The sequence below is a fragment of the Natrarchaeobius chitinivorans genome (assembly GCF_003841505.1).
In the GTDB taxonomy this organism is placed as follows: Archaea; Halobacteriota; Halobacteria; order Halobacteriales; family Natrialbaceae; genus Natrarchaeobius; species Natrarchaeobius chitinivorans.
This window is the reverse complement of sequence record NZ_REGA01000004.1, coordinates 270,500-295,832: the sequence shown is the minus strand read 5'-3', so window position 1 is coordinate 295,832 and position 25,333 is coordinate 270,500. Positions and strand designations below refer to the sequence as shown.

Sequence of the window (25,333 nt, the reverse complement as noted above, 5' to 3'; positions counted from 1 at the left end):
TGACAGTCTTTCCGTAGAGTTATCACCGATCGGTGATAGATACTGCCCCATGCAGGACAGACGCGTCTTGATCACTGGCGGAGCCGGATTTATCGGCTCGAACCTCGCGAACCACCTCTCGGCGGACAACCAAGTCGTCGCGATCGACGACGAGTATCTCGGCACGCCCGAGAACCTCCGTGCCGACGTCGACTACCGAACGCACAGCGTGCTCGAGGACGAACTACCGACGGACGTCGACGTCGTCTTTCACCTCGCGGCGCTGTCCTCCTATGCGATGCACGAGGACGATCCCACGACGGGCGCTCGTGTCAACGTCGAGGGGTTCGTGAACGTGGTCGATCAGGCGCGCCAGGACGGCTGTGACACCGTCGTCTACGCCTCCACCTCGTCGATTTACGGCAGCCAGACCGAGCCCTCGCCCGAGAGCATGCCGGTGGCGGTCAACACCGGCTACGAGGCCTCGAAGCTCGCCCGGGAGCGATACGGCGAGTACTTCGCCAACCACTACGGGCTGTCGATGGCCGGGATGCGGTTTTTCTCCGTCTACCAGGGCTACGGCGGAGCCGAAGAACACAAAGGGGAGTACGCGAACGTCATCGCGCAGTTCGCCGACGACCTCGCCAGCGGCGCGTCGCCCGTCCTCTACGGCGACGGCACGCAGACGCGGGATTTCACGCACGTCGACGACGTCGTTCGCGGCCTCGAGCTCGCGGCCGAACACCAACTCACCGGCGTCTACAACCTCGGAACCGGGACGGCCTGTAGTTTCAACGACCTCGTCGAGATGCTCAACGACGAACTCGGCACCGATATCGAGCCGACGTACGTCGAGAACCCGATCCCCGAGTCGGTGTACGTCCACGACACCTGTGCGGACGCGGGCAGAATGCGCGACGAGACCGGCTGGGAACCGACCGTTTCGCTCGAGGACGGCATCGAGCAGGTGTGTGAGCAGTACCGATGACGGGAAATCGACGGGTGCTCGTCACCGGCGGCGCGGGCTTTATCGGCTCACATCTGACCGAGCGGCTGCTCGAAACCGGCGACCACGTGACGGTCGTCGACGACTGTTCGAACGGCGACGAGTCCTGGGTCCACGACGACGCGACGCTTTACAGACGCGACCTCACGGAACCCGACGCCCTCGAGGGGGTTCTCACCGACGCCTTCGATCTCGTCGTTCACCTCGCGGCCTCGAAGGCCGTCAACACCGACACCCCGCGCGAGCAGTTCGAAGCCAACACGCGGATGACCTACAACGTCCTCGAGGCGATGGAAACCGCCGGGGTTTCAGACCTCGCGTACACCTCGACGTCGACGGTCTACGGCGAGGCACCGCGACCGACGCCCGAAGACCACGCGCCCCTCGAGCCGATCAGCGCCTACGGAGCGAGCAAACTCGCCGACGAGGGCCTCTGTTCGACGTACGCCCACTCACACGACCTGACCGTCCGGGTGTTTCGGTTCGCGAATATCGTCGGCCCCCGACTGCGGGGTGCGGTGATCCCCGATTTCATCGAGAAACTGACCGAGCATCCGGAGACGCTGACGATCCTCGGGGACGGTCGCCAGGAGAAATCCTACATGCACGTCGACGACTGCCTCGATGCGATGCTGTACGTCCTCGAGCACGCCACCGGACCGCTCGCCACCTACAACCTGGGAACGCGAACGACGACCTCCGTCACGCGTATCGCGGATATCGTCAGCGACGAACTGGGCCTCGACCCCGCCTACGACTACACCGGCGGTGACCGGGGGTGGACCGGCGACGTGCCGAAGATGCGGCTGTCGATCGAGAAACTTGAGGCCCTCGGCTGGGAACCCGATGACGAAAGCGACGCCGCAGTTCGAAAAGCCACTCGAGAGCTAATCCACGAAATAGAGTAACTGACGCGGTGTCTCCCGACGAGTAACCGCCTGGCTGGGACTCCACCGTCGGTATCGACCTGTCACACGGATGCTGTCCTGGCCTCAACACGCTCCCTTAATGGACTTCGTGGGGCGAGAGCGTCGGAGATTTCTTGCCAGAGATTGCGTTCGGCCACGTTACATACTGCCGGACAGAACTGTTCGACGATCGGTCACTCTCCTGGGGCCGTCTCCGATGGCGACGGCCGCGAAGTCCCGACCGATGGCTCACTGACTGTTGTCCGACAGTATCAGCGACCAGTCGGTATGCGCTCGAGTGGACGCGATGTACCGCTCGAGCGCCGGTTCCGACGAGCGCCCCGAGTCGATCGCGGAGGCTCCCGACCCGACCGGGCTTGAGAATCCGCACTGACCGGGACCGCTTCGGCGATGCAGTAAGACCGACTCTCTGTATAAATGCGGTCGCGGGGAACGGATTCGTAGGGCTGGGTGGGTGTTAGTTGTCCCAGCAAGACGATCGGACAGATGAGACGATCGCCATCCCCTACACCCCATCGATTGCGTCGTGTCTCGCCGTGGACATACGTGGGGGGACGAGGAGTGATTGCAGGAGTGATCGACTATTGACGAAGCTCCCTTTCCCCGTCCATTTCAACGCAATACGTTCCTGGTATATAATAGCACGGGACAGTTCATACGTATTACCTTTGGGGGGTCGGAGAGAGACTCTCGCGAGGCCGGTTCCGATTGCGCTAACCAACAACTTGATTTCCGACTAGCGGCAAGGGGTGCTGTCCCGTGAATGGCTGTCAACCATACATTGCGCCATTCCGGGACCGCACTTATTCGTCTGTAGCGACTTAGCCGACCGCCGGATCGCAACTCAATTCACACGGCCAGAAGAAGCCAACGAGCGGGCTGGCCGGAGTCGCGTGACACGGCAAGCAAACGTGGTGAGCCAGTAGTGGTACTGCTCTCGCGAGCGAACGCAGTGAACGAGTGGCCGGCGGCCCCCAAAGCCGTGACGACGTCCCATCGGCAAGGGATGACGCTGTCCGTTTCAGCGACGTGTCGCCGAGCGATCGAACAAACTGGCGGAGCCAAGCACATAGGCTGGTTGAAAACGTGGCGCTAGAGCGATGCGATCCGGAAAACCTTGGACAGTGAGCGGACACTCCAGCGGTGCTGTGGCTATCCACGATAGCTGTACACGTCGAAAAGCCGTTGCGGTCCAAGGCCCCCAGTCCTTGGACAGCCGGCTTCGATCGGATGCGGTGAGGTTAGTAGCGAGGGTGATCGTCCGTCCGGGCGCTTTTCGGTCGTGGCAACGACAGGCATCCGGACCCTCGCTATAACAATTAATTATGCGAGTAAGCATATACCTGTTGCCCAAAATAACTCATAGCGAGTGGTGACGCGGATCAGAAATCAGGGATACAGACTGTGTCCGAGGTCGTTGACAATTTCAGCTCCTGTCCGTCCACAGGTTTCGCAGACGCTCGTTCCCTCGTTCGGATCCCAGACGGGCGTATGCTCCCCATCGGAACAGGCCGGTGTCGACTCGAGTTCGTCTCTCATCTGTCCTGTGTCTCACGGTTAGGCGATCAGAATGTCATCGGCGTTCTCTTCGGTCTGTTCGACGTCTTCCATCGCCGCATCGACTTCTTCCTGCGTCGCTTCTTCGAGGGTGCTGTCCGAACTCGAGTCCGCTGTGGTTTGTTGGTCCCCCATTTGAACCCCTCTCATGTAAGCAAACAACTGTATCCACTTGAACATATGTGTTATTTGTACTTATCACCAATGGAATACTCTGCAACGAGCACCGCTGGCCGTTCCGGTAAGCCCTTCGCCTGTACTTCCCGTTCTCCGGGTAATTCCGAGGGGGGCTCCGAACTGTGCTATGACAGCCCCGACGAGAGACGGTTCTCGTGCATCCGGATCGCGAAACCGGCAAAGAGCCGGTGGCTCATACGGACCGCTGGAACGATGTCCCGACCCACCAGTCGCTCGGGTCGCGGATGGGCCGGAACTGACGTGCAGTAACCCGTCTCAGGCGTCGTTCATCCGCAGCGTCTGTGTCTCCCCACACCGCTGGCACTCCGCGATACGATACGGTTCCCGCGAGTAGGGGCTGTTGTCAGCTGAATCGCCTTCGGTGATGAGTTGTACCGTCACGACGTGCTGGGTCACGCCGTCGCAACTCTCACAGCGTTCCGGGAGCGTATTGACGGGGTTCTCTGAAACGGTCATGCGGATCCATTCGATTGAATGACCATAACTGATCCGAATAGTTCCAGGAGATTGCACTTACCACACTCAATTTACCCCGAAGCGAAGATCCGACCACGGTTCGACCGACGGAATCTCGAACCATCTCCGTGGCGCGGGACCCGCTGGCGGGATTCAAAACCGGCCCGGATTGAGACGACGTTTTCGGCTGGCCTGGAGTCAGTTCGACGCCGTGAGCAACGCGTTCGAACCCGTATCCGCTGATTCGGCCACTACCCCCCGAACGCGATCGGCTGGGAGTAGCGCCGACTCGAGTTCTCCCCGCCAGCCGGTCGCCGCTCGAGCCTACAACAACATACATATCCTCGGACTGTTTTGACAATACTGATGAGGGACTGGGTGCGGGGACGCGTCGAGACCATCTACGAGCGACACCTCCGTCGGTCTATCGACTCTTGCCCGGACCACGTCGCGATAATTCAGGACGGAAATCGACGCTACGCCCGGAACCGAGGAGTCGATCCGTCGGCGGGCCACCGGCGGGGAGCGCAGACGACCGAGGACGTCCTCGAGTGGTGCGAAGAGCTGGGGGTTCGCGAGCTCACGGTGTATGCCTTTTCGACGGAGAACTTCGAGCGGCCGCGAGGGGAACGCGAGTCGCTGTTCGATCTCATCGAGACGAAACTCCGCGAGTTCGCGGATACGTCCGAGGTACACGAGCGTCGCGTTCGAATCCGGGCGATCGGAGACGTCGACAAACTCCCACCTCGAGTCCGGGATGCGGCTCGGTACGCCGAGAACCGAACCCGGGGGTACGGGCAGTTCACACTGAATATCGCCCTCGCGTACGGTGGCCGAAATCAGCTCCTCGAGGCGGCCCGAACCACCGCCTGCGACGTCGAGCGTGGCTCGCTCGAGCCCGACGACATCGACGTCGACGTGATCGAAGCGCGTCTGTACGAGCGCCCGATTCGCGACGTCGATCTGATTATTCGGACGGGTGGGGACGAGCGGACGTCGAATTTCCTCCCGTGGCACGCGAACGGAAACGAGGCCGCGGTCTTTTTCTGTACGCCGTACTGGCCCGAGTTCAGGAAGATCGACTTCCTTCGCGGGGTTCGAACGTACGAACGCCGAGAGAAGTCGTGGCGACGGACGCGAGTCGAACGCGCCCGGACGCTCTGCAGGACGATCAGTGGGCCGGAGCTCCCGGACGCACACTCAATCATCGATCGATTTCAGGATCCGCTTGCGGAACCGGACCGTACTGACCGGACTGAACCGCGTGAGAGAGCCCCAGAAGAGCGCCCGGCGAATGCGGATTAACGTTCGGTTCCGAGCGGGTGCCAGGACCTCCGGTTTGGCTGAGGCCTACCCAAATCCCGGGACGAGCTGAATTCGCGACACAGGTGATGACTGAGCTGAATTCACGACACACGGGATATAGTGCTACATCGCGTGCGCGAGCGATTGGTCGTACATGGCTCATCGAGGGCTTCGGTCCCGTCGTCTGGAACGGGAGTGGAGAGAACGTCGCTCGGCTTCGGAGAGACAGTGACGGTTGAGTCCAAAAGCTGAGGCGATGCGCTGTTCTCGAGGGTGACAGAGACGCGACGACGGTGGTGACGGGAAGATGCCAGCGCTGGTATCGCGATTCCCGTCTCACCCAATCCGCGACGGGTGGTGATCGAACGCCGGAGCCACGACGAGGACTCTCACGGTGATCGGTCGAGCCACCGCCAGAGAATCGGTACCTTCGCGGTCCGCTTTTGATAGGCCTGCACACACCCGATCGTCGTGAGTGACGCCGCAGCAAGCGGGGCGACCGTGACGCCGGGATGAACGCTGTTACTCACGAGAACAGCCACAGCTGTTAGGAGTCCGGACACGGCGTACGCACGCGTATACTGGGTGTCAATGCCGTTCCACCAGGCACGGGCAAACAACACTGCGCCCGCCGTAAACAACGCGATCAGCAACGCCGTATGGAACCAGTAGCCCGCATGCGGGGAGAGTATCACGAACGTCGAGAGGGGACCGCTCTCCGGGAGTATCGTCCACGAAATCGAGTGACTGGGAGCGGTCACCATGAGGAGGATATCGACCCCGACCAGAACCGCAACGAGATGATACAGGAGCCGCGCTCGTGAGAGCGGCGGCGTTGTGCTCGCGGTACTCGCAAAGAGGAACCACCCCAGTGCCGTCAAGACAGCACCGACCATCGAGAGCGTGAGAAAAAACCCCTTCACGAGTGGGTCCGGATCCAACGCTTGAGCGACGAACAGCCCGTTCCAGATCGCAACCCCCATCAAAAGAACGATATATGCCAACCCGTTGTCCCGCTGTCGGTAGGCGATCACCGTCGCCAGGTACGGATACGTCGAAATAACGACACCGACGGCACTTCCCACCAGCAGCCACGTGACCCACGCCGCAGACGACATACTGTATACTACTGTTCAGTATTCATATACGTTGTGTGATCGGCTCGATCACACTCTCAGTTGCCGCTTCCACATAATCGGTCGTCTGATGGATGTTTAATCCGTTCTAGTATGACGAGAAGCAAATCGCGATTTAGCTGAATTGAGGCGCTAAGCCCCTTTCCTCAGCGAGCGAAGCGAGCAGGGAGGGGATACAGCGTCGCTCGTGTTTCTTGGACTGTTCTACAGCAGGCCCACAGGCCCACGCAATCGGCAGTGTTTTACGCACAGAGTGCATTATGTGCATACGGTGAAACGGAAGACTATCACCATTCGGGAGGACCAAGATGAGTGGATCGAGGAGCAACACCTGAATCTCTCGTCGTTCATCCGTGACCAACTCGACGAACTCATAGAGGAACGCGAGAACTGATGTACTACACCTACAAGTATCGCCTCGAGCCGTCCGACACCCAACGCGAGGAGTTGGACCGCCACCGCGATATCTGTAGGCAACTGTACAATCACACTCGCTACCGCCTCAACGAATACCGAGAGAACCACAGCGAGTTACCGTCTATGACCACACTTCGGTCGGAGCTTCCCGATCTCAAGAAGTGGTGGGATGGTCTCTCGGACGTGTACTCGAAGGTTCTCCAGACCGTCGTCGAACGACTGTTCGACAACCTCAGTAGCCTTTCTGCGCTCAAGCAGAACGGCTACGGCGTCGGCCAACTCAAGTGGAAGCCGCCGCGCGACTTCCGCAGTTTCACATACAATCAGTCTGGCTTCAAGCTCGACAAGAAGGGCGGTCAGACTGTGCTGTCACTCTCGAAACTCGCGGACATTCCGATCCGGCTCCACCGAGAGATCCCTGACGTTCACAAGAGCGACAGCTCTCGTGCAGCCCATCAGAAATCGGAGATTTCTGGGGATGACGCCGCACTCAAGCAGGTCACGCTCAAGAAGGAACCGACGGGCGAGTGGTTCGCCACCTTCGGTGTCGAAGTCGTCCGAGAGCCACCGCAAAAGCCCGACCGGCCGAAGAACGTCGTCGGTATCGACGTGGGCATCCTGAAGTACGCCCACGACACCGACGGCCACGCGATCGAATCAGTTGACCTCTCGGACGAGCAAGAACGGCTCGAGCGAGAGCAACGGAAGCTCTCGCGGAAGCAACACGGGTCGAACAACTACGAGAAGCAACGCCGTCGAGTGGCCGAGTGTCACGCCACCCTCAAGAACAAGCGCCGTGACTTCCTTCACAAACTCTCGGACTACTACGCTCGGGAGTACGGTCTCGTGGCGGTCGAAGACCTTGACGCGAAAGGCTTGGTCGAACTTGACGGTAACTCTCGGAACCGTGCCGGAGCGGCGTGGGGAACGTTCCTGCGTATGCTCGAGTACAAATGCGAACGCGAAGGCACGCACTTCGTGGCTGTCGATCCGGCCGGCACTACCACAGAGTGTGCGGCGTGTGGTGTCTCGACCGACAAACCACTGTGGGTCCGCGAACACTCCTGTCCTTCCTGTGGATTCACGGCCGACAGGGACTGGAACGCAGCGTGGAACATCCTTTCTCGCGGTATCAAGCAGTTAGGAGCGGGACGATCCGAATCAACGCCTGTGGAGACTGCGCTCCCTACGGGAACCCATTCGGTTCCTGCAAAGCGCGTCGTGGAAGCAGGAAGCCCCACCCTCAAGCGCGAGCCATCAGGCGAGCGGTAGGGTGGGGTAGTTCACTCACCCGCATCATCGGTTTCGAGCGCTTCGATTGCAGCATCCACGTCAGCTTGTGTTGCCTCTGTCAGTGCTGAATCGCCACTGTTCCCCCCAAGGGCTCGGATACTCGGAAACATCCCCAATCCAGAAACAAATTGGTTGGAAAGCCACATATATCTTTTTGCCAATGTTCTTGCCGGTGACCACTGCGTCGAGACAGTTCGGCAGAGCAGCGCCAGTTAGAATCCCGTGAGTTCAGGAGGTAATTCGATGGCTACGACCTTGTGTCGGCCGGAATAGCCAAAAAGAACATGTGCGTTCAAGCTAGTCAATTACTCGCAAGGGATCCATCCGCCGTTGTTAACTATCGACACACCTGGACGAGATATCTCCCCTTGCAACTCGGCTACTGATCGACGGGTAGTATATCGGTGCTCGCTTTGGCATCCACCGTTAGCCTGGCTCGTTACAGAGTAGGCTGTACATGGTGCCAAACACCAGCCCGTAGATGCAGAGTCCGATGAGGCTCTCCACGTGGAAAAACGGAAGTGGAACGGAATGGACAGACCGAAGCCAAAACCAGATCGGCACACCGACGGCAACGCCGCCGATCCAGACGAACACTCCACTGAGACAACCAGCGACAGCTCCGAATCCGGGACGAGAGCGCTGTTGAGAATTCAACCCGAGCTGGAGTCCACCGCCGTAACAGAACCCGATACCAGTGCCAATCGGGATCAATAGCAATCCACCGATGAGCACGCTCGAGGTCCCGACCAGTGCACTGACGGCGCGGAAATTTTCTTGAATACTGACAACGACGCCAAGTGCGATGGTTGCATAGGCTGCGGCGATCACTGTTCTCCTGCAGGTAATAGTAATCCGCCGTCCACGAGTTTTTCCGTCGGTCGACATCGGATTGGCCCACCTTGAGCCCCAGAAGACGGCAACTGCGAGTACGAACACGACGATCGACCCGAAGACGCTTTCGAGATACCGGGCGCGAACAGCAGGTCGATCGAGAGTGTAGTGTAACCCGAACAAATCGACCCATGGGGAGTTGTGGATCGCGTACAGCTGCGTTTCGAACACTGGCGTTACATGATGGACGTCGGGTGCAAGCCCCCAGATACCACCGAGCGGAATCAGCCAGACGGCATGCTCTCGATCGATATCGTACCGACTGGCGAACGGTGTGACGACTAGAAGGAGGAGGGCAGCTCCGACGAGAAAGTGCGTAATTGCGGGAGCCATAGTGGAAGGAGACAGTCAGGTACAATAAAACGGATTGATCGACGCCAATCGCATCCGTCAGTAGAAATAAGTATAGGAAATTGCTTTTGCAGCTAGTTTCAAGGTTTCTCGAGTGTGTTCCATGAAAGACGTATAATCTGGATTTAGATTACCACACAGGTACAAATTTAACATAGTACGTGTGTAAAATATGTCGTGGTGCCACAACGCCGGGAGCCGTTGCTGTGGAATTCTTCGCCTGGTCGGATGGCCAGCAGGGAGTCTCCAGACTGGCACCGCCGCTGGCAGCTGGTCGATACGAAATTGGTGTGGTCACTGGCTACATTACTAGTGTTCTTAACGCGCAATACAGATCGCGATGATTTACCGGAAATCTATCCACAGAACTGGGAGGACGCTAAAACCAATATTCGAACATAGATGAATTACAATCCAAATATCTGGACTCCACCGAATTGTATCTTGTCAGTAAGCGAGAGATCCAAACAGCCGTAGCTACTGAGGAGAAGTGCAGAATCACTGAAAGTGTGTCCTGTGGAATCTGCACAGACGGTCACCGGTTGAATCGGTACTTATCGACCACAGAGTGGGTTCTGCGGTTCGTCTCCTCCCTACGTCATACACCGAGACCTCGTTTCGTGAGCGCTGCCACCGTGTTTGGTACCGGTGGGGATGGCTAAGCGCGAGTAACTCCGCCGCGTTGGGGCGTGCTCGCTCGAGAGCGGGGGGAACGCCGATACCACGTGGTCGTCCCACCCGAGGTGGAGATTCGTCCACTTACTCTGGTATCCAGAGTCACGACTCCGACGACGAGTCCGCTGGTGGCGTGACGTCTGGTACGTCGACGGACTCGACCACCGCTGTAACGACCTCGTCCGGCCGGGTGTTCGAGAGGTCCGCCTCCGCGTTCAACACGAGTCGGTGAGCGAGTATCGACCCGGCGAGTGCTTTGACGTCGTCCGGGACGACGTAGTCACGTCCAGTGATCGCCGCGCGGGCTTTGGCACCGTGGAGGAACGTCAGACTCGCTCGAGGCGATGCACCGTGTGCGACGTCGGGATGCGCCCGCGTCTGGCCGACGAGATCCAGGATGTATCGTTTGACCGGTCGTGCGACGAAGACGTCCTCGATTTGCTCGCGCGCAGATAGCAGGGAATCGGTGTCGACGACCTGATCCACGTCGGTAGGCCCGAGATTCGGCTCCGAATCGAACGCGTCGAGCAGTTGCTCCTCGACGTCGCGATCCGGAAGGTCGACGGTGAGTTTGAACTGGAAGCGGTCGCGTTGTGCTTCGGGCAGTTCGAAGACGCCCTCCATTTCGATCGGGTTCTGTGTCGCGATGACCATAAACGGGTCCGGTAACTCGAGCGTGTCTCCCTCGATGGTGACCTGATTTTCGGCCATCGCCTCGAGCAGCGCGCTCTGTGTCTTCGGCGTCGCACGGTTGATCTCGTCGGCGACGATGAGGTTGGTGAAGATCGGACCGCGTTGTAACTCGAACTCCCCCGTGTTCTCGCGATACACGTTGGTTCCGGTGATGTCCGCGGGCAACACGTCCGGTGTCATCTGGATCCGGCGGTAGTCGAGACCAGTCGCGCGTGCGAAGAGGTGTGCCATCGTCGTTTTCGCGACGCCAGGGACGCCCTCGAGGAGGAGGTGACCCCCTGTAAGAACAGCGACGGTGAGCTGTTCGATCGCGTCCTCGTTGCCGATGAGTACCTGTTCGACCTCGGAGGTGATCCGTTCGGAGATCTCCTGGGGAGTGTCGAGATCGGGTTCGGCTGACTGGTCCGTCTGGCTCATTCGTCGTCGCCTTTCGACCGCGTTCGGTTAAACGCTGCTATCACTCGCTGGATGCGTTCGTCGTCCCACTCCGGATGCCGACTCCGGAGGACACTCGCCAGTTCGTCATCGGTGAGTCCCACCGGTTTCCCGGCTGGGGGTGCCGAATCGGCCGTCCACGAGGCGACGCGATTTCGCACCGCAACACGGATGGGACGAGCTCGCGGGTTCGTCACGACGGCGATGAGTCCGACCGTGACCGTTCCGAGCGCGATCTGTAACGCCCCGGAGAGTCGGATCGATTCGAGGAGAGAAACCAGCGGCGGGAGACGTTCGGTGTGCGAGACGTCGAGGAGGACGTAGTCGTGATCGGCGTACAACCCGGCGAGAAACGCGGCGTTATCGGAAGAATCGTACATCGCGTTGATCGCGATGCTGGGGTCGCTGATGACGACGACCGCGCCGACGTCGACGGGTTCGACGGTGGCGACTGGATAACTCGTCACGTTCGTCTCGCTGTCGAGTTCGGCGGTCGGTGACGCCGCCAGGTACGCAAAGTCACTCGTCGAAACGATCGGTGTTGCGTTTCCGGGTGCAACCGCGCCAGCGTGATTGAGCGTAAGTTGGTCGACGTCGTCGGTGTACCTGTGGTCACCGGTCCGGTCGACGACCGGCATCGCGGGACCGCGGTCGTAGTTACGTTCGTCCATGAGGACGCCGTCTTCGATACGCGCATCGCCGCCGAGAGCCGACAGCAACGGGTTCACCGTCGACCCCCTGTCGTCGAGGACCACTACCGTTCCGCCGTGCTCGAGAAACTCGCGAATCGACTCGATGCTGGACTCGTCGTAGCCCTGTTCGGGTGCAACGATGAACGCGACGCTTTCGTTCGCCGTGTCTGTTGGATACCGGTCCGGGTCCTCGAGCAGTCGCAACTCGGTTTCCGGATCGTCGTCGACCGCACTCCGGAACTCGGACGTCCCGTCCCACGACGGATTAAACAGACCGAACGCGGTCCCCGACATGCTCGCGCCGACGAGTAAGGTTACGAGCAATACGCCACCGAGCGCGACGAGGAGGACGCGGGGCCACTCGAGGTCGGCGCCGGTTTGCTGTCGGATCCAGCGTCTCGTACTCATCCCGTGACACGCTCCCGGGGCCGTCGCTGTCCCCGCCGTCCGGACGTCACAGCGGGAGCACCTCCGGCGGCAGAATTTCGACGATACGCCGCGTGACGATGACGGCGAACCCGACCAGGCCGATACCGATCAGCCAGCGGATGCGTCGTCTCCACTCCGGTGTGACGTTGACCGGGGTCGTCAGTTCGGTCATGATCAGTAATCCGATTAGCGAGAGCACGAAAAACAGTTCGTACGAGAGTGATTCGAGCAAGACGAGGAGGAACACGGTCGCCACCATCCACGCGAACTGGCCGTGAATGAACTGTTTTCGACGACGCGTTGGCATTGATTGACTCAAGAGAGGGAACCACCGTAAATCTCTCGGGCTAGTCCCGAATCTGGACGAACAACGCGATCGCGATGGAACCCACCAGTATCAGCGACAGTCCGGACATCGGAATCGAATCCGAACTCGGCTCCTCGCCACTACCGGCGTCGTCCCCACCCGACCCGTCGTCCTGGTTCGGTTGGACGACGTTGTCCGGCGTGTCGTCTTCGTCCTCACTCGAGTCCGTGTCGCCGTCGTCGCTCCCGATGGTGTCGCTGCTCGAGCCATCGTCACCGTCGTCGGCCGTCCCCTCGTCGTCGCCGGCGGGATCATCCGTTCCGTCGCTGTCATCCGAGTCGTCATCATCCGAGCCATCGTCCGATTCGTCGTCATCGTCCGAGCCCTCGTCGTCATCCGATTCGTCGTCGCCGTTCGCCGGCTCGTCATCGTCCGCTGGTGGGTCGTCGTCACCGCCGGACTCGACGATTTTCACCGTCGATTCGTCGCTCACTCCCAGGATCTCCTCTTCACCGATGAGATCGACTTTCTCCGTTCCCTGTGCCACAGCGTAGACGTTGTACTCCGTGCCGACGTCGAATTCCGACGCGGAAACGGTGGCCGAATAGCTGTCACCGGAATCGTGTGTTGCATCTGTACGGACGACGGTGTCGTCGTCCCAGACGGCGACCTGAACGCTTCCCGGCGTCGTCTGACTCGCCTGCTGTGACACGGTGACATCGATTTCGATCTCGTCGTCCGCCTCAACCGTGTCAGAATGCGTGACGTCGATATCGTATCCAGACACGACGACGGGATACACGGCTTCGAAATCGGATCCCCTTGTTTCGATCACCAGCGCGTACGAGCCGGGCTCTAGGTTCGTCGTCTCGAAGGTCATCTGTTCCGTCGACCGCTGGTCGTCGATTTCGATCGGGCCATCGACCACGTCGCCATCGGCATTGAGAAGGACGACTTCGCCTTCATCGCCGGTCACGTCCACGGTGATTGGATCGCCCTGGTCGACGACCCCCATCTCTGAAATTTCGTAGGTGCGTTCACCCGGGGATACAGTTCTGTCCGGTGTATCGATAGACTCAGACATAGAGAGGTTGTATCCGCCGGAGGCAAGAACGACCGCTGAGATGCTCGTAAGGCTACCCAGTACGACGACCAGTAGTACAAAATAAACGAGATACTGCGTTGGGGGCTTCTTCATAGTTTGCGTACTGAATCTCGAGGCATATTAGTTATATGGTATCGGTTTTCCTTCACCCCATTGTGCCACACTGTGGACCCCTAATGCCTGATTTTTGATGGGAATTCCAAGACAGATCCGTTTCGGCGTTATTTTTCCGACTCGACTGGTTGTATTGACTGTTGCCACCTTTGTGTGAAACTAAATATATATGCAAATAGAAAGAAATAACTAGTAAGAAGACTGTGTTGGGAGCATGTCTAAGACAGTTGTCACAGTTGGCATGGTGTTGATCATGCTGGCGGCACCGCTTGCTGGTGTCGCAGGTGCGGCGTCAGCGCAAGGAACGATGTCCCAGCAGTCAAGTGGCGGAGAGTTCTCGATCGACGAGAATAGCCCCTTTACGCTGCAGGCGGATTACGATAGCACGGATGCGGCTACCGTTGTAGAAAACCAGGATATTCTGCTCGATATCGTTGGAACACCGGACTCCCTCGAACGAGAGTACGTCGGTGTGTTCAACTCAGGAGGGACCGTTCCGCTGGTCTTCGACGAAGAGTTATCGAACCACGACGAAGACGACGATCTCGAGGTCGTGGTCGGGACGTTGGACCCGAACCAATCCTCGCTCGAGGGGGGTAACCTGATGGGATTGCTTGATGATCCAAACGAGTCGCTCAACGACAACGTGGATTTCACTGAGTCGCTGGACCTGAACGGGGACAACGTGGCTCACTACGACGACGCGGATACCGGACAGTACGTCGCGTTAGTCGTCGGGACCGCAGACGGGGACGACCTGAAACTCGAGGATGGCGACATTCACCCACCAGCCAGTGACGCGACCATTCACGGCGTCGATTCATTTGCCGTACAGGACCAACCATCCGACGTGACGGATTCCGGCACGGTTGAACCTGGCAACGACGCCGATTTCACTGCCGATACGGACATCACTGGTGACGTACACCACGCCATCGTTCTGTACGATAGTGAAACCTTCAGTGACCAGGAAACCACGATCGGGGTCGAGGGGACCGACATAGACGACATCGACTCTGATGATATCGAGATCTCGACGACGATCGAGGAGGTCAACGGCGTGGCTATCCTCGAGGACGACTTCGAGATCCTCGGCACCTCCGTTTCCGCTGACCAAGTCGATGGTTCGGTATCTCTCGAAGCCATCTTCTCGCTCGTCGCCGCCGAGCACAGTGACCTCGAGGACGTCGACTTCGATGCAGACGGCGTCACGCTCGACGCGTCGGCGACCGGTCTCGTGGGCGGCAGTGAGGAGACGATCACCGTCGAAACGCTCGGTGACTGGGACGACGGTGACTACCAGTGGATCCACTTCGCCACCAACGATGCAGGCGAGTTCGAGACGAGCGAAGGGACGATCACGCTCGAGACGGATACCGGGACTGCACCGTCCCCAAGCCCGTCGCCATCTCCACCATCGGATGACGACGATGATGATCCTGACGAGAAGGACGACGACCCTGACGAGAAGGACGACGATGACGACCCTGACGAGAAGGACGACGACCCCGACAAAACGGACGACGATCCAGCCACTGACGATGATGCACCGACCGACGACGAACCGACTGACGACGGCGAACCGGTCGCCGATGACGACGAACCCGTGACCGACGACGATGAGCCGACCGAAGACGACGACACCATCCCAGGATTCGGCGTGACCGCAGCGCTGGTCGCGTTCCTCTCCGTCGTCGTGTTCGGCATCCGCCGACTGGACTAAGCGGCGTTCGACGGTTCTGACCCGTTTTTCTACCGCTTTCTCGGAACGACCTTCGAACCAGCCCATGGGTAATTCTGTCGGACAGAACTATTCGACGGTCAGTCGCTCCTGCGGCCGTCTCCGATGGCGACGGCCGCGAATTCGCGATCAACGCCTCACCGACTGCCGTCCGACAGTATAAAAACGCTGCCCAAGAGGAGTTTCTCGGCAGACGATCAACGCGTGCCCACCGCGAGGTGTTTCGACGGACTGGCCGCTGGTATCCCGTGAAACCCATCCGTTGTGAGTTCGTGCGAGCGGAGGGAGCACCGCATTTGCGACCTCGAGGAGCGGACAAAACGCTTCGATAGCGAGCCTGTGGTATGGGCTCGTGTCCGTCGGTAGGATGTGCGCTTCGTCTTTCTACGAGAGGCTGAACCCGACACGAGACTGGCGAAACACCCGGTCGAACTCGATACCGGCCCCAGCAGTGACGACCAACCGCCCGTCTCACACGAACTGTCGTCGTTTTTCACCGGTGATCGCCACCCTGGGATCACCGATAACACGCGACACCAGTCCGTCTTAGAGGTACTCGAGAGGCGGTGTGCGACTGATCCGCCAGCCGGCGATCGCAGCTGCAACCGTACCGATGGCGATCGCGAGCACGATCGAGCCGGCGATGAGGCGTGGCTCGAGCTGGACCAGTCCGTCGAACCCAACCACGGCAACCGTCATCCGGTTGAGCAGAGAGACGCTGGGTGGGGTAAGAAGGCCGCCCAGGAGACCACCGATCACGCCGATCGCCAGCCCCTGCCCGACGACGGATAGCACCAGGAGACTCGAGGACAGCCCCTGGGCCCTGAGCACTGCGAACGCGTGTCGTTGCTGGTAGATGACGAGCGCAAGCAGATTGACCGTCAGGGCGATCCCCGCACCGATAGCGAGCACGACGAGCGTAAAGCCTGCAGCGAGGACCAGCACCTGTTCCTGTAACACCGCCTCGAGTTGTTCCTGATTCGATCGAATCTCGTACTCGGGGTACTGGGCTTGCAGGTCCCGCTGGACGGCGTCTAGATCCGCGTCGTCCTCGAGCGTGATCGTGATGAACGTTGCCGGTTCGGTCTGTGTCGATCCGGTCGCCTGGTGGAGTTCACTGAGTGGCATGACCACCGTCGGAGCCCCGAGCATTTGCTCGAACGTGGGCGAGATGCCGACTACGGTTACCTCGTTTTCCCTGGCAGCAGCGTAGGAGCCGCCAACGTAGAGCGTATCGCCGATTTCGACGTCGAGACGCTGTGCCGTTTCCCGATCGATCAACACCTCGCCCGTTCGCTCACCGTCGTACGTTCCGCCTGCGTAGTGTGGATCACCGCCGAACGACTCTCCGTCGATCACCTGAACACTCGAGCCGCTTGCGGGGGTCCCGCTTCCGACGAACGTCCGAAACTCCTCTTTGTCCTCCGTCGTGACGTACACCGTCTGGAAGGCGAGGGGAACCGCGTTGCGAACGCCGTCGTGTTGAGACACGTTCTCGGAGACGGAACGCGAATCGTACAACGTGTTCTGGAATCCGCCTCCACCGGTCGGCGTAAGCCGCGTCTCGCCGGCGGTCATCCACAGGTCGCGGTCTGCGGTGTCGAACTGCTGTTCCCCGGTCTCGATCACGCCGACGCCGGTTCCGACGAGCAGCGTCATCGCGAGAACCGCCAGGCTGATCCCGATAATCGCGAGGCCGAGTCGGAGCTTTTGATGGCGAAGCTGGGTGAACGTGATGGCGCCTGCGGTCCGGATGCGGGCGATCCATCGGCGGACCCAGCGTCCGATCTCGCTCACGACGGTACACCTCCGGTGACGCGGCGAGTGAGAACCAGGAGATACGGCATCGACAGAACGCCCATGAGCAGTGCCACGCCGACGCCGTAGGCGACGAAAAGCGGATGGGCTACTGCGATTGGCTCGGTCGTCAGCGTCTCCATTGCGACGGCGTTCGTAAGCCAGATCAATCCGAGGCCGCCAATCGAACCGACGAGACCCCCGATACCCGTCAGTAGGATCGTCTGGACACCGGTCAGTACCAGTTGACTTCGGGTCGTGATTCCGATCGCAGACATCGTTGCCAGTTGCGTGCGGTCCGCGACGATCTCCAGACCGGCCGTCGTCAACACGAACAGCGTGCCGATGACGAGCGCAACGACGAACGCCGCAAGCGACAGTGCAAGCGAGATGTCCGAATCGACGACCGACGTCGCAGTCATCTCACCGCGCGTGAGGACGTTCGACTCCGGATACACCCCCTCGAGCTCCGACTGAACCCCGGGTGTGGTGGCTCCGACGACGAACTGATCCGCCTGGTCGTACCCGTCCGCTCCAGTGAGTTCCTGAAGCTCGCTCAGCTGGACCAGCGCGATCGGGATATCAGCCCCGGCCGTCTCGCCGGCAGCAGTTTGTTCGACGGTAAACTCCGCGTTCGAGATCGTAATCCGGTCGCCGGGTTGACTCTCGAGTACGTTCGCCGCGCTCTGTGAGAGGACGACTTCTCCCGTCCGCTCACCCCCGGCGGTTCCGCCGTCGTAGTAGGGGTCATCGTTCGTGAGCCCCGCCGTCGAAACCCCTGCGACCTGATCGAGGCCGTCCGAGTTGATAACGCCGACGACGAGTACGAACTCGGTGTGATCGCCGTGTTCCGCCCGTAAAACCTCGGCCAGAATCGGAGACGAGAACGTCACGTCGTCGTGATCGCGAATTCGATCGTTGGTGTCGTGAACCGATCCAAACTGCGGCTGATCGGTTGCGACCAGCAGCGAGCGGTCACCGTCCGTGTCGGGGATGATCCAGTAATCGACGTCGTCGTCGTAAACGGTCGTGCTCGTCGCGAGCCCAACGCCGATCCCGGTGACGACGACCAGGAGGGCAATCGTCGCAGCGACACCGAGGACGGTAAACTGGATACGCTGCTGGTTCGTATCGGTCGCCCGGGAAAGGGTGCGTCGGACGCCGGTCGAGAGCAGTCCGCTCCACCGAGCGAGACGGTTTCGGAGGCTCATGCGTCGGCGCTGTCGACGATCGTTCCATCCTGTAACCGAACGATACGGTCAGCGATTGCCAGCGTTTCGCGGTCGTGGGAGGCGAGGACCACGGCCCGATCTTCTGCAACCCGCGTGAACTCCTCGAGCACCCGTCGTCCGGTTTCCGTATCGAGTTCTCCCGTCGGTTCGTCCGCCACCACGAGCGTTGGGTCGGTTACGAGCGCTCGCGCGATGGCGACACGCTGTTGTTCACCGCCGCTGAGTTCGCCGGGCCGGTGGGAGATCCGATCGCCGAGTCCAACCCGCTCGAGGAGCTCCGACGCACGCTGTCGGCGCTTCCGACGGCCCACTCCCAGTTCGACCAGCGGAAGCGCGACGTTTGCCCGGGCTGAAAGCGAGTCGAGGAGGTGAAACTGTTGAAAGACGATTCCGATCTCCTCGAGACGAAGCCGCGTTCGGCGTCGGTTCGACAGCGACGCGAGATCGGTATCCTGATACTGCACTGCGCCTTCGGTCGGGACCTCGAGGCCGGCCAGAAGGTGCAAGAGCGTCGATTTGCCGCTTCCGCTCGGACCGGCGAGCCCGACGATTTCACCGGGCCGAATGGTAAGCGAGACGTCAGACACCGCCTCGACTGTCGCCGGTTCGGAACGCCCGATCAATCGGCCGAACCGCCCCGGCTCTGATCCCCGGGTATAGACCTTCGTGACGCTGGCTGCGTTCACGACTGGAGGGACTGTCGTTCGTTGTTCGAGCGTGGGGACCGCCATGTGGATGCCAACTAATCTCTAGATAAGTAACTGTCTCGGTTTGCGGGGAGACCGAACGGAGTCACCCGTCGACGTCGACCCAGAGATGGACGGTGTACTCGGTGTCGTCCATCGACGGGTTTTCGGGGACGTCGCCGTCGGGAAACAGCAACCACACGACGCGCGTGTTTTCACCTGGTATCGTCGGTTCGAATTCGTGGCTGTGATGCCAGGATTCGTTGTGCTCGAGTCGCGTATTGAACCGGTCGAGTTCGTTTTGCTCGGTAACGACCGTCTCGTTTTCCTGTAGCGTTTCCGGATCGGTGGATGTTTCGTTCGGCACGAATTCGACGTGTTGCTCGAGGACGACGATCGTATACTCGACGGTTCGGTGTTCGTTGTTGTCGACACCGACGACGATTTCGGCCGAATCGCCGGCGGTGACTGACGTCGGATAGCCGTCTGCGACGAGGTCGCCGTCGTCGTCTTCGGTCAAGATATACACCGCTGAGAACTGTTCTCCCTGGGGCGGAACGACGACCGCGAACGTGACGGTGCCGACCGCCAGCAGAATCGAGAGGACGAGTACGACGTTTAGCAAGCCGTCTACCCGGGACTCGGGCTCGAGCATCTCGGATCGGCCCGTCTCGTACCACGCACGATACGGGACGGAAAATCGGTCCTCCGGTGGCAACTGCCACCGTCGTATCGCAGCGACGGCCGCTGTAAGGACGGTAAATCCAGTCGCGGCGATCATGATGGGCACGAGCCGAATTCCCCACGGTGTGAAATTGAGGACGAGACCGATCAGCGGAACGATCGCTATGCTGAGCCCGAACGACAGCGCAACCCGTTCGATTCCGTCGATGCCCTCCCGGACCGCCAGCTCCCCCTGTTCGACTAGACCTGCGTCTTCGGCCGTCTCCGAGTTCGCGTCTCCCCACCCGGATTCCGTTCCCCAGTCGTCGGTGGGCCGGTCTTCGGATTCGCCACCTTTAGTTTCACTTCGGTGGTCTGAACCGGCCGTCGGCGACTCACCGGCTTCGGGAAACAACGCGGCGATGAAAACGTAGCCAGGGACGAAGAGGACGAAAATCAACCCCAGAACGATACGTAACGGCGTCTCACGAACGATCGGTACGAACACGGCGATGTTGACCAGCAGCGTCACCGCGAGGACGCCCACGAGATCGGCTGGGAGAGCCCGAAGTGGCTCGGGGAGGAGCAATCGGAGTGACCGGCGGTCGACCATTCATCTACTGATGAGAACGACGGTACCAAAAGTCGGTCGGTGTGTTCGAGGCACTCGAGCGAACACGGGGTTTCCCGTCGTCGCCTCTCGGTTCGTCCGGATCAATCGTCCGTTGTTGCCGCAGGTTCTGAGTCGTCCTCGAACGAAACACTCTCCGGGAAACAGAGCCGGTGGGCCGCCTCGAGCACGGCTTTAGCCTCCTGGCGGGAGACCGAATCGGTAGTGAACGCTGCTCGTTCGTATGCCTCCATTACGGTTTGGAGCGACGTTGCATCGTCGACGTTCGCTCGGTACCGGTGATAGAACTCCCAGTGTGTCAACGCCGAGACGTGATCGGTCTCGAGAATCGATTGCTGTGCATCCCTCACTGCCGTATAACAGTTTCGTACAGCGGCATCCGTGCGATCATCGGTGAGCTGATCCGTCGCCCTTTCGAGCGTTGAATTGACGCGTGTCTGAGCGACCGCGGTCGAATCAGCGGGCGATGAAACCGCTGGATCCCGAAATCGGTCGCCCCGTTCGTCGGTCTCGTCTGGTTTCCGCCGCCGGATCCACCAGACGAGCCCCACAGCGAGGGCGAAAACGGTCCCCCCGAGTCCGACGAGAACCGGCGTTGACGGGAATTCCACCCCATCCTCGTCCGTGCCAGCTGGTGCAACCGTGGCTTCATCCCGAGCGTGGTCCAGATTCGTATCCGAGCCATCGTACGTTCCACTCACTGTCACCGACTGCGTGGGATCGGACGGAGAGACCGTCGTCGCGATCGCTCCGTCCTCGTCAGTGGACACCGTTTCACCGGTGATGCCATCGATCTCGAGGTCGATCGATTGCCCCTCGATTCCGACGCCGTCGGTAGTCACGAGGCGCCCATCGATTCGAATATCGGACTGGTTCGTCCACTCGGCTTCGAGGTCGAGTTCGGTTGCCGTCTCCTCGATCGTGACGGACCCATTGGCTGTGGCTGTCGACAGGGCTCGGTCTGTGGGTTCGAACGAAACGCTGACCGGTTGGTCCCCGTCGGGGACGGTTGCGGGGACGGCTATCTGCTTCGAGAACGAACCGTTTTCGACGGTCGTCGTCCCGACCGGTTCCCCACCGAGTCTGACCGTAACCGGGAGCTCGTCGACCGACTGATTCGCTGCAGTGGCCGTTCCTGACACCGAGAGCGTCTCGTTGTACGCAGCAGTCGACGTCTGCTCGGTGATCGCCACGTCGAGTTCCGTCTGCTCGAGTGAAATCGGTATCGACGTCTCCGTCCCGACGTAGCGTGTCTCGATGGCGGGCGTGTACTGGACGGACAGGGAATCCGCAGCGACGGGTTCGACCGTCGGTCGATACTCGAACGTAAACGTCCCGTTCTCGTACGTCTGAACTGGGACGGGGTGATCCTCGACCGTGATATTTAGTCCATCGTACGAGGGGGTCGAATCGTCAGCAGCACGTATCTCACCGCGAACGCGAAGTGGGTTCTCGAACGACGCCCTTTCGGTCGCTGGATCCAGTACCAGTTCAGTGTCAACGAACTGCTCCGATCGAACACCTGCTTGCTCCTCCTGAATGGCCGCTTTCGTATTGTCGATCGAATCGATCGTGTCCGTGTAGTCGGATCCCGTCTCTTCGGTGAGAAACTCGTACTGTTCGATGGCTCTCGTACTCGTCTCTTCGATTTCGCCGGTCAGTGATTCGAGTTCACGAGCGAGATCGTGTGCGCGTTCCGGTTCGCTTCCGTCTCGTGCCGTTTCGTACTCGCTTTTCGTTTCGTTGTACTGTCCGACGAGCGAAGTGAGCGTATCCTGTTCCTCGGCGGCCGTGAGATAGGCACTCCGTGTTTCCGAGTCGGGTTCGTCCTCGGTCGCGATATCGTCGATTCCGTCGGTATCACCGGTAATCTCGACGTACTGTTCGACGCGTTCGTAGTACTCGTCGTCGAGATACTCGCTCGCCATTTCGTACTCGCCTTCCTCGAGCGCGACTGAACTGTCACCGAGACGATTGTCGAGGTGTTCTGTAAGCCACTTTGCGAGTTCGTCATCGTCACCCGCAGAGCTGTACTCGTCCGGATTCTGATGTCGAGGCGTCACGTTTTCGGACGAATTATCGGCCTGCGCTAGAACGAGGCCCTCGGTGCTCGAGGTACTCACCGCCGGAACTGCGCCGGTAACACCGGCTAACAGAACGAATGAGACGACCAAAACGACGGTGATACACCGAACAACGACGTCGTTCACAGTTACTGATACGGGAGTCGAGACAAAAAACTGTCTGCCCGTCCCTGTCCTGATATGGATTGCTGTACCTGTGTACCGGAACGACCGGGCGCCGTCCCGCGGTCGCTCCGGTAATGACTCACAGCAGTCCGTATGAAGCGGGGTAACCAACAGGTTCAACACGGTACCGTGGTTCCACAGGAATATGCGCCCGACGCGCCGCACGTGGGGAGTGGGGTTGCTTGCGCTGTCCACCGCAGTCTTGGCAGTTGTGGTCTCTCACCCACTGCTGTTGGGCGCAACGGTGATGATCGGCGTCTGGATACTGGTTCGCCAGTACCGGTTTTACCAGGAGCTGTCCCGGATGTGCCGGACACTTACGTTCGAGCAAACGCCCGAACGGTCGGTACTTCGAACAGGGGAGACGACGACCGTCACTGTCAGGGCAGCGCTCGAGCCATCACAGCTTGCACTGACGTTCACCGCCGGATTGCCCACGGCGACTGTCAATCAGTCGGGCCCGTCGTCGACGGTCCTCGAACTCGAGCCGGAATCGACGGCTGGATCGAAGACGATCCGATTCGAGTGTCCCGTCGCCGGGCGTCATCAGTTCGACCGGGCGACAGTAACGGCAACCGACGGCTGGTTTCGTGAAACGCTCGACGTCGGACCGGCACCGACGATAACGGTCGACGCACGCGGACCGCGAGAGGTCCACGTCGGCTCCGGTGGTGACCGCGTTTCGATAGTTCAGGGCCAACACAGCAGTGACCAGTCCGGTTCGGGCCTGACGCCCGCAGAGCTGCGCGAATACGTCCCCGGAGATAACACCGATCGCATCGACTGGAAAGCAACAGCGCGATTGGCGACGCCACATATCCGCACGTACGAAGCGAACACGGATCGACCGACGATACTCGTCGTCGACCACCGGTCGACACTCGATACGGGACCCGCTGGCGAGACGAAACTCGATTACCTCCGTGACGTTGCGCTTTCGATCGTAGCGAGTGCTCGGCAACTCGACGACCCGGTCGGGCTAGTCGCGGTTGGAAACAGCGGAATTACGGTCCAAACGGATCTAACGACGGACCTGACGCAGTATCGACGGATCCGCCAGCAGCTCTTTGATCTCGAGGCGACCATCGAATCACCACCGGATCACGGCAGACGGAAACCCGGGCCGGGTACGGACACGTCCGAACCGCCCCGATCGACGACACAGACGCCAGTCGAGGGACCGAGACGATGGAAAAACGCACCTCCAACCAGGGCTCGAGTGGCCGTCCGCAAACTCGAACACGGCGACCGAGACGTGTTCAGTCGCACGCTCGGTCCGTTCTATCGACAGCGCCAGACGTACCAGACCCGATTAGAATCGGAGCCGTTACGCAGCGCGCTTCGAACGACGTTACGCACGCAACAACGCAAGCCGTGGACGATACTGTTCACCGACGACTCGGATCCCGTTGCACTCAGAGAAGCCGTTCAAATCGCCCGTACGAACGGGTCATACGTACTCGTATTGATTACGCCGTCGGTGCTGTTCGAACCGGGGTCACTGGCAACCGTAGAGGAGTCGTACGATCGATACGTTGCGTTCGAGGAACTCCGACGGGACCTCGATCGACTCGAGGGAGTCACGGCCCTGGAGGTCGCACCGAGAGAGCAACTGGCAACTGTACTTGCTGCTGGGCATACTCACTCCACAGCGATGCCAGGGAGTAGGTCTGATAAGCCAACAGGAGGTCGCTCTGATGAGCCAACGGAAGGTCGTTCTGATATACCGACAGGAGCTGATTCTAATGGGTGAGAAACTGAATCTACCGGATATCGCGCTCGAGACAGCGACGTACCACTGGATGGAGCTCGTGGCAGTTCCTGGCATCTGTCTCTGCTTCGGGCTCGTATTCGGGCCACTGGGCATTGTAGCCGGTGCGGTAGTGGCTGGTATGTGGGCTCTGTTCGGCGTCCCGTACGCGCTCGCTCTGGGCCACGTTTTCCTCGTCGCGTTGCTCCCGGGTACCGGAATAGGCTCTGAGATCGTTGCCATCGGAATCATCGAACTCGGATTTGGAACGTTGTTGCTTGGGAGCCTCCTGCGTCGCTCCGCGGAGTTGACTATCGGGTTCGTCGCCATCGGGAGCCTGATTGCACTGGGAGGTCTCGTCTGGGCGGTACAGTCACGGTCGCTTGGTCTTGGTGCTGGTGTGACCGTCGTCGTGCTTGCCGTCGCGAGTTACGGTATCCACCGGTACGAACTCGTTGCGCTTGGATTGGTATCTGAGACAGTAGCGCAATCACCATCGAATTCACCGACCTCGCCTCGAGATCCGAAATGAATACTGAAACACACACGTCACGTTCGGAGTCCGAAGATACCGGGTCCGTCTCGCCACAGAGCGCCGGTGTCGATGCAACGA

The 25,333-nt window shown here is 60.0% G+C and carries 21 protein-coding genes; 8 read left to right on the top strand and 13 right to left on the bottom strand.

Annotated features, from left to right (window positions below):
• Positions 1–49 precede the first annotated feature (49 nt).
• Complete coding sequence (locus tag EA473_RS07435; RefSeq protein ID WP_124195028.1) at positions 50–967, top strand: NAD-dependent epimerase/dehydratase family protein; 918 nt, start codon at positions 50–52, stop codon at positions 965–967.
• Positions 964–1,893, top strand: a complete 930-nt coding sequence (locus tag EA473_RS07430; RefSeq protein WP_124195027.1) for an NAD-dependent epimerase/dehydratase family protein — start codon at positions 964–966, stop codon at positions 1,891–1,893. Before EA473_RS07435 ends, EA473_RS07430 begins: the two co-directional genes overlap by 4 nt.
• A 1,578-nt stretch (positions 1,894–3,471) precedes the next feature.
• Here the strand turns inward: EA473_RS07430 and EA473_RS23050 are convergent.
• Together EA473_RS23050 and EA473_RS07420 are read right to left on the bottom strand one after the other, a co-directional pair.
• Entirely contained in the window at positions 3,472–3,606 is a 135-nt protein-coding gene (locus EA473_RS23050) for a hypothetical protein (protein WP_279387653.1), read from the bottom strand.
• A gap of 318 nt (positions 3,607–3,924) precedes the next feature.
• The gene (locus EA473_RS07420) at positions 3,925–4,125 is read right to left on the bottom strand and encodes a DUF7835 family putative zinc beta-ribbon protein (protein ID WP_124195025.1); all 201 of its coding nucleotides are present in this window, start codon (positions 4,123–4,125) and stop codon (positions 3,925–3,927) included.
• A gap of 366 nt (positions 4,126–4,491) precedes the next feature.
• Between EA473_RS07420 and uppS the strand changes: the two genes are divergently transcribed.
• Positions 4,492–5,430, top strand: coding sequence for a polyprenyl diphosphate synthase (gene uppS / locus EA473_RS07415; protein ID WP_124195024.1), 939 nt, complete (start codon positions 4,492–4,494; stop codon positions 5,428–5,430).
• Between the two features lie 389 nt (positions 5,431–5,819).
• Here the strand turns inward: uppS and EA473_RS07410 are convergent, their stop codons facing one another.
• Complete coding sequence (locus EA473_RS07410) at positions 5,820–6,548, bottom strand: histidine kinase N-terminal 7TM domain-containing protein (protein WP_124195023.1); 729 nt, start codon at positions 6,546–6,548, stop codon at positions 5,820–5,822.
• A gap of 289 nt (positions 6,549–6,837) precedes the next feature.
• Here EA473_RS07410 and EA473_RS23045 point away from each other — a divergent pair, with 289 nt between their 5' ends.
• Together EA473_RS23045 and EA473_RS07405 are read left to right on the top strand one after the other, a co-directional pair.
• Positions 6,838–6,960 carry a hypothetical protein gene (locus EA473_RS23045; protein WP_279387652.1) on the top strand — a complete coding sequence of 41 codons (123 nt, stop codon included), beginning with the start codon at positions 6,838–6,840 and terminating at the stop codon, positions 6,958–6,960.
• A complete protein-coding gene (locus tag EA473_RS07405) occupies positions 6,960–8,255 on the top strand; it encodes an RNA-guided endonuclease InsQ/TnpB family protein (RefSeq protein WP_124195022.1) in 1,296 nt (431 codons plus the stop codon). The genes EA473_RS23045 and EA473_RS07405 overlap by 1 nt, the downstream gene beginning before the upstream one ends.
• Positions 8,256–8,702: 447 nt before the next feature.
• On the opposite strand, the gene EA473_RS07400 is transcribed toward EA473_RS07405, so the two are convergent.
• From EA473_RS07400 to EA473_RS07380, 5 genes are all read right to left on the bottom strand, one after another.
• Positions 8,703–9,341, bottom strand: coding sequence for a hypothetical protein (locus EA473_RS07400; protein ID WP_124195021.1), 639 nt, complete (start codon positions 9,339–9,341; stop codon positions 8,703–8,705).
• 957 nt (positions 9,342–10,298) lie between these two features.
• On the bottom strand, positions 10,299–11,306 hold the full coding sequence (locus EA473_RS07395; protein ID WP_124195020.1) for an AAA family ATPase: 1,008 nt from the start codon (positions 11,304–11,306) through the stop codon (positions 10,299–10,301).
• Entirely contained in the window at positions 11,303–12,424 is a 1,122-nt protein-coding gene (locus tag EA473_RS07390; RefSeq protein ID WP_124195019.1) for a DUF4350 domain-containing protein, read from the bottom strand. The genes EA473_RS07395 and EA473_RS07390 overlap by 4 nt, the downstream gene beginning before the upstream one ends.
• Before the next feature lie 46 nt (positions 12,425–12,470).
• Positions 12,471–12,752, bottom strand: a complete 282-nt coding sequence (locus EA473_RS07385; RefSeq protein WP_124195018.1) for a hypothetical protein — start codon at positions 12,750–12,752, stop codon at positions 12,471–12,473.
• Between the two features lie 40 nt (positions 12,753–12,792).
• Positions 12,793–13,767 (bottom strand): hypothetical protein, encoded by a 975-nt coding sequence (locus EA473_RS07380; protein ID WP_124195017.1) that lies wholly within the window; start codon positions 13,765–13,767, stop codon positions 12,793–12,795.
• Between the two features lie 418 nt (positions 13,768–14,185).
• On the opposite strand from EA473_RS07380, the gene EA473_RS07375 reads away from it, so the two are divergent.
• Positions 14,186–15,694 carry a PGF-CTERM sorting domain-containing protein gene (locus tag EA473_RS07375; protein WP_124195016.1) on the top strand — a complete coding sequence of 503 codons (1,509 nt, stop codon included), beginning with the start codon at positions 14,186–14,188 and terminating at the stop codon, positions 15,692–15,694.
• Positions 15,695–16,258: 564 nt separating this feature from the next.
• Here the strand turns inward: EA473_RS07375 and EA473_RS07370 are convergent.
• The 5 genes from EA473_RS07370 to EA473_RS07350 all read right to left on the bottom strand — a co-directional run bounded on the left by EA473_RS07370 (position 16,259) and on the right by EA473_RS07350 (position 22,931).
• Complete coding sequence (locus tag EA473_RS07370; protein WP_124195056.1) at positions 16,259–17,500, bottom strand: ABC transporter permease; 1,242 nt, start codon at positions 17,498–17,500, stop codon at positions 16,259–16,261.
• 5 nt (positions 17,501–17,505) lie between these two features.
• Positions 17,506–18,720 carry an ABC transporter permease gene (locus EA473_RS07365; protein WP_124195015.1) on the bottom strand — a complete coding sequence of 405 codons (1,215 nt, stop codon included), beginning with the start codon at positions 18,718–18,720 and terminating at the stop codon, positions 17,506–17,508.
• The gene (locus EA473_RS07360) at positions 18,717–19,472 is read right to left on the bottom strand and encodes an ABC transporter ATP-binding protein (protein ID WP_124195014.1); all 756 of its coding nucleotides are present in this window, start codon (positions 19,470–19,472) and stop codon (positions 18,717–18,719) included. Before EA473_RS07360 ends, EA473_RS07365 begins: the two co-directional genes overlap by 4 nt.
• A 61-nt stretch (positions 19,473–19,533) precedes the next feature.
• Entirely contained in the window at positions 19,534–20,703 is a 1,170-nt protein-coding gene (locus EA473_RS07355) for a DUF1616 domain-containing protein (protein WP_124195013.1), read from the bottom strand.
• Between the two features lie 101 nt (positions 20,704–20,804).
• A complete protein-coding gene (locus EA473_RS07350) occupies positions 20,805–22,931 on the bottom strand; it encodes a hypothetical protein (protein WP_124195012.1) in 2,127 nt (708 codons plus the stop codon).
• Between the two features lie 184 nt (positions 22,932–23,115).
• Between EA473_RS07350 and EA473_RS07345 the strand changes: the two genes are divergently transcribed.
• Entirely contained in the window at positions 23,116–24,723 is a 1,608-nt protein-coding gene (locus EA473_RS07345; protein WP_124195011.1) for a DUF58 domain-containing protein, read from the top strand.
• Positions 24,668–25,252 (top strand): hypothetical protein, encoded by a 585-nt coding sequence (locus tag EA473_RS07340; RefSeq protein ID WP_124195010.1) that lies wholly within the window; start codon positions 24,668–24,670, stop codon positions 25,250–25,252. The genes EA473_RS07345 and EA473_RS07340 overlap by 56 nt, the downstream gene beginning before the upstream one ends.
• The last annotated feature ends 81 nt before the right edge of the window (positions 25,253–25,333 follow it).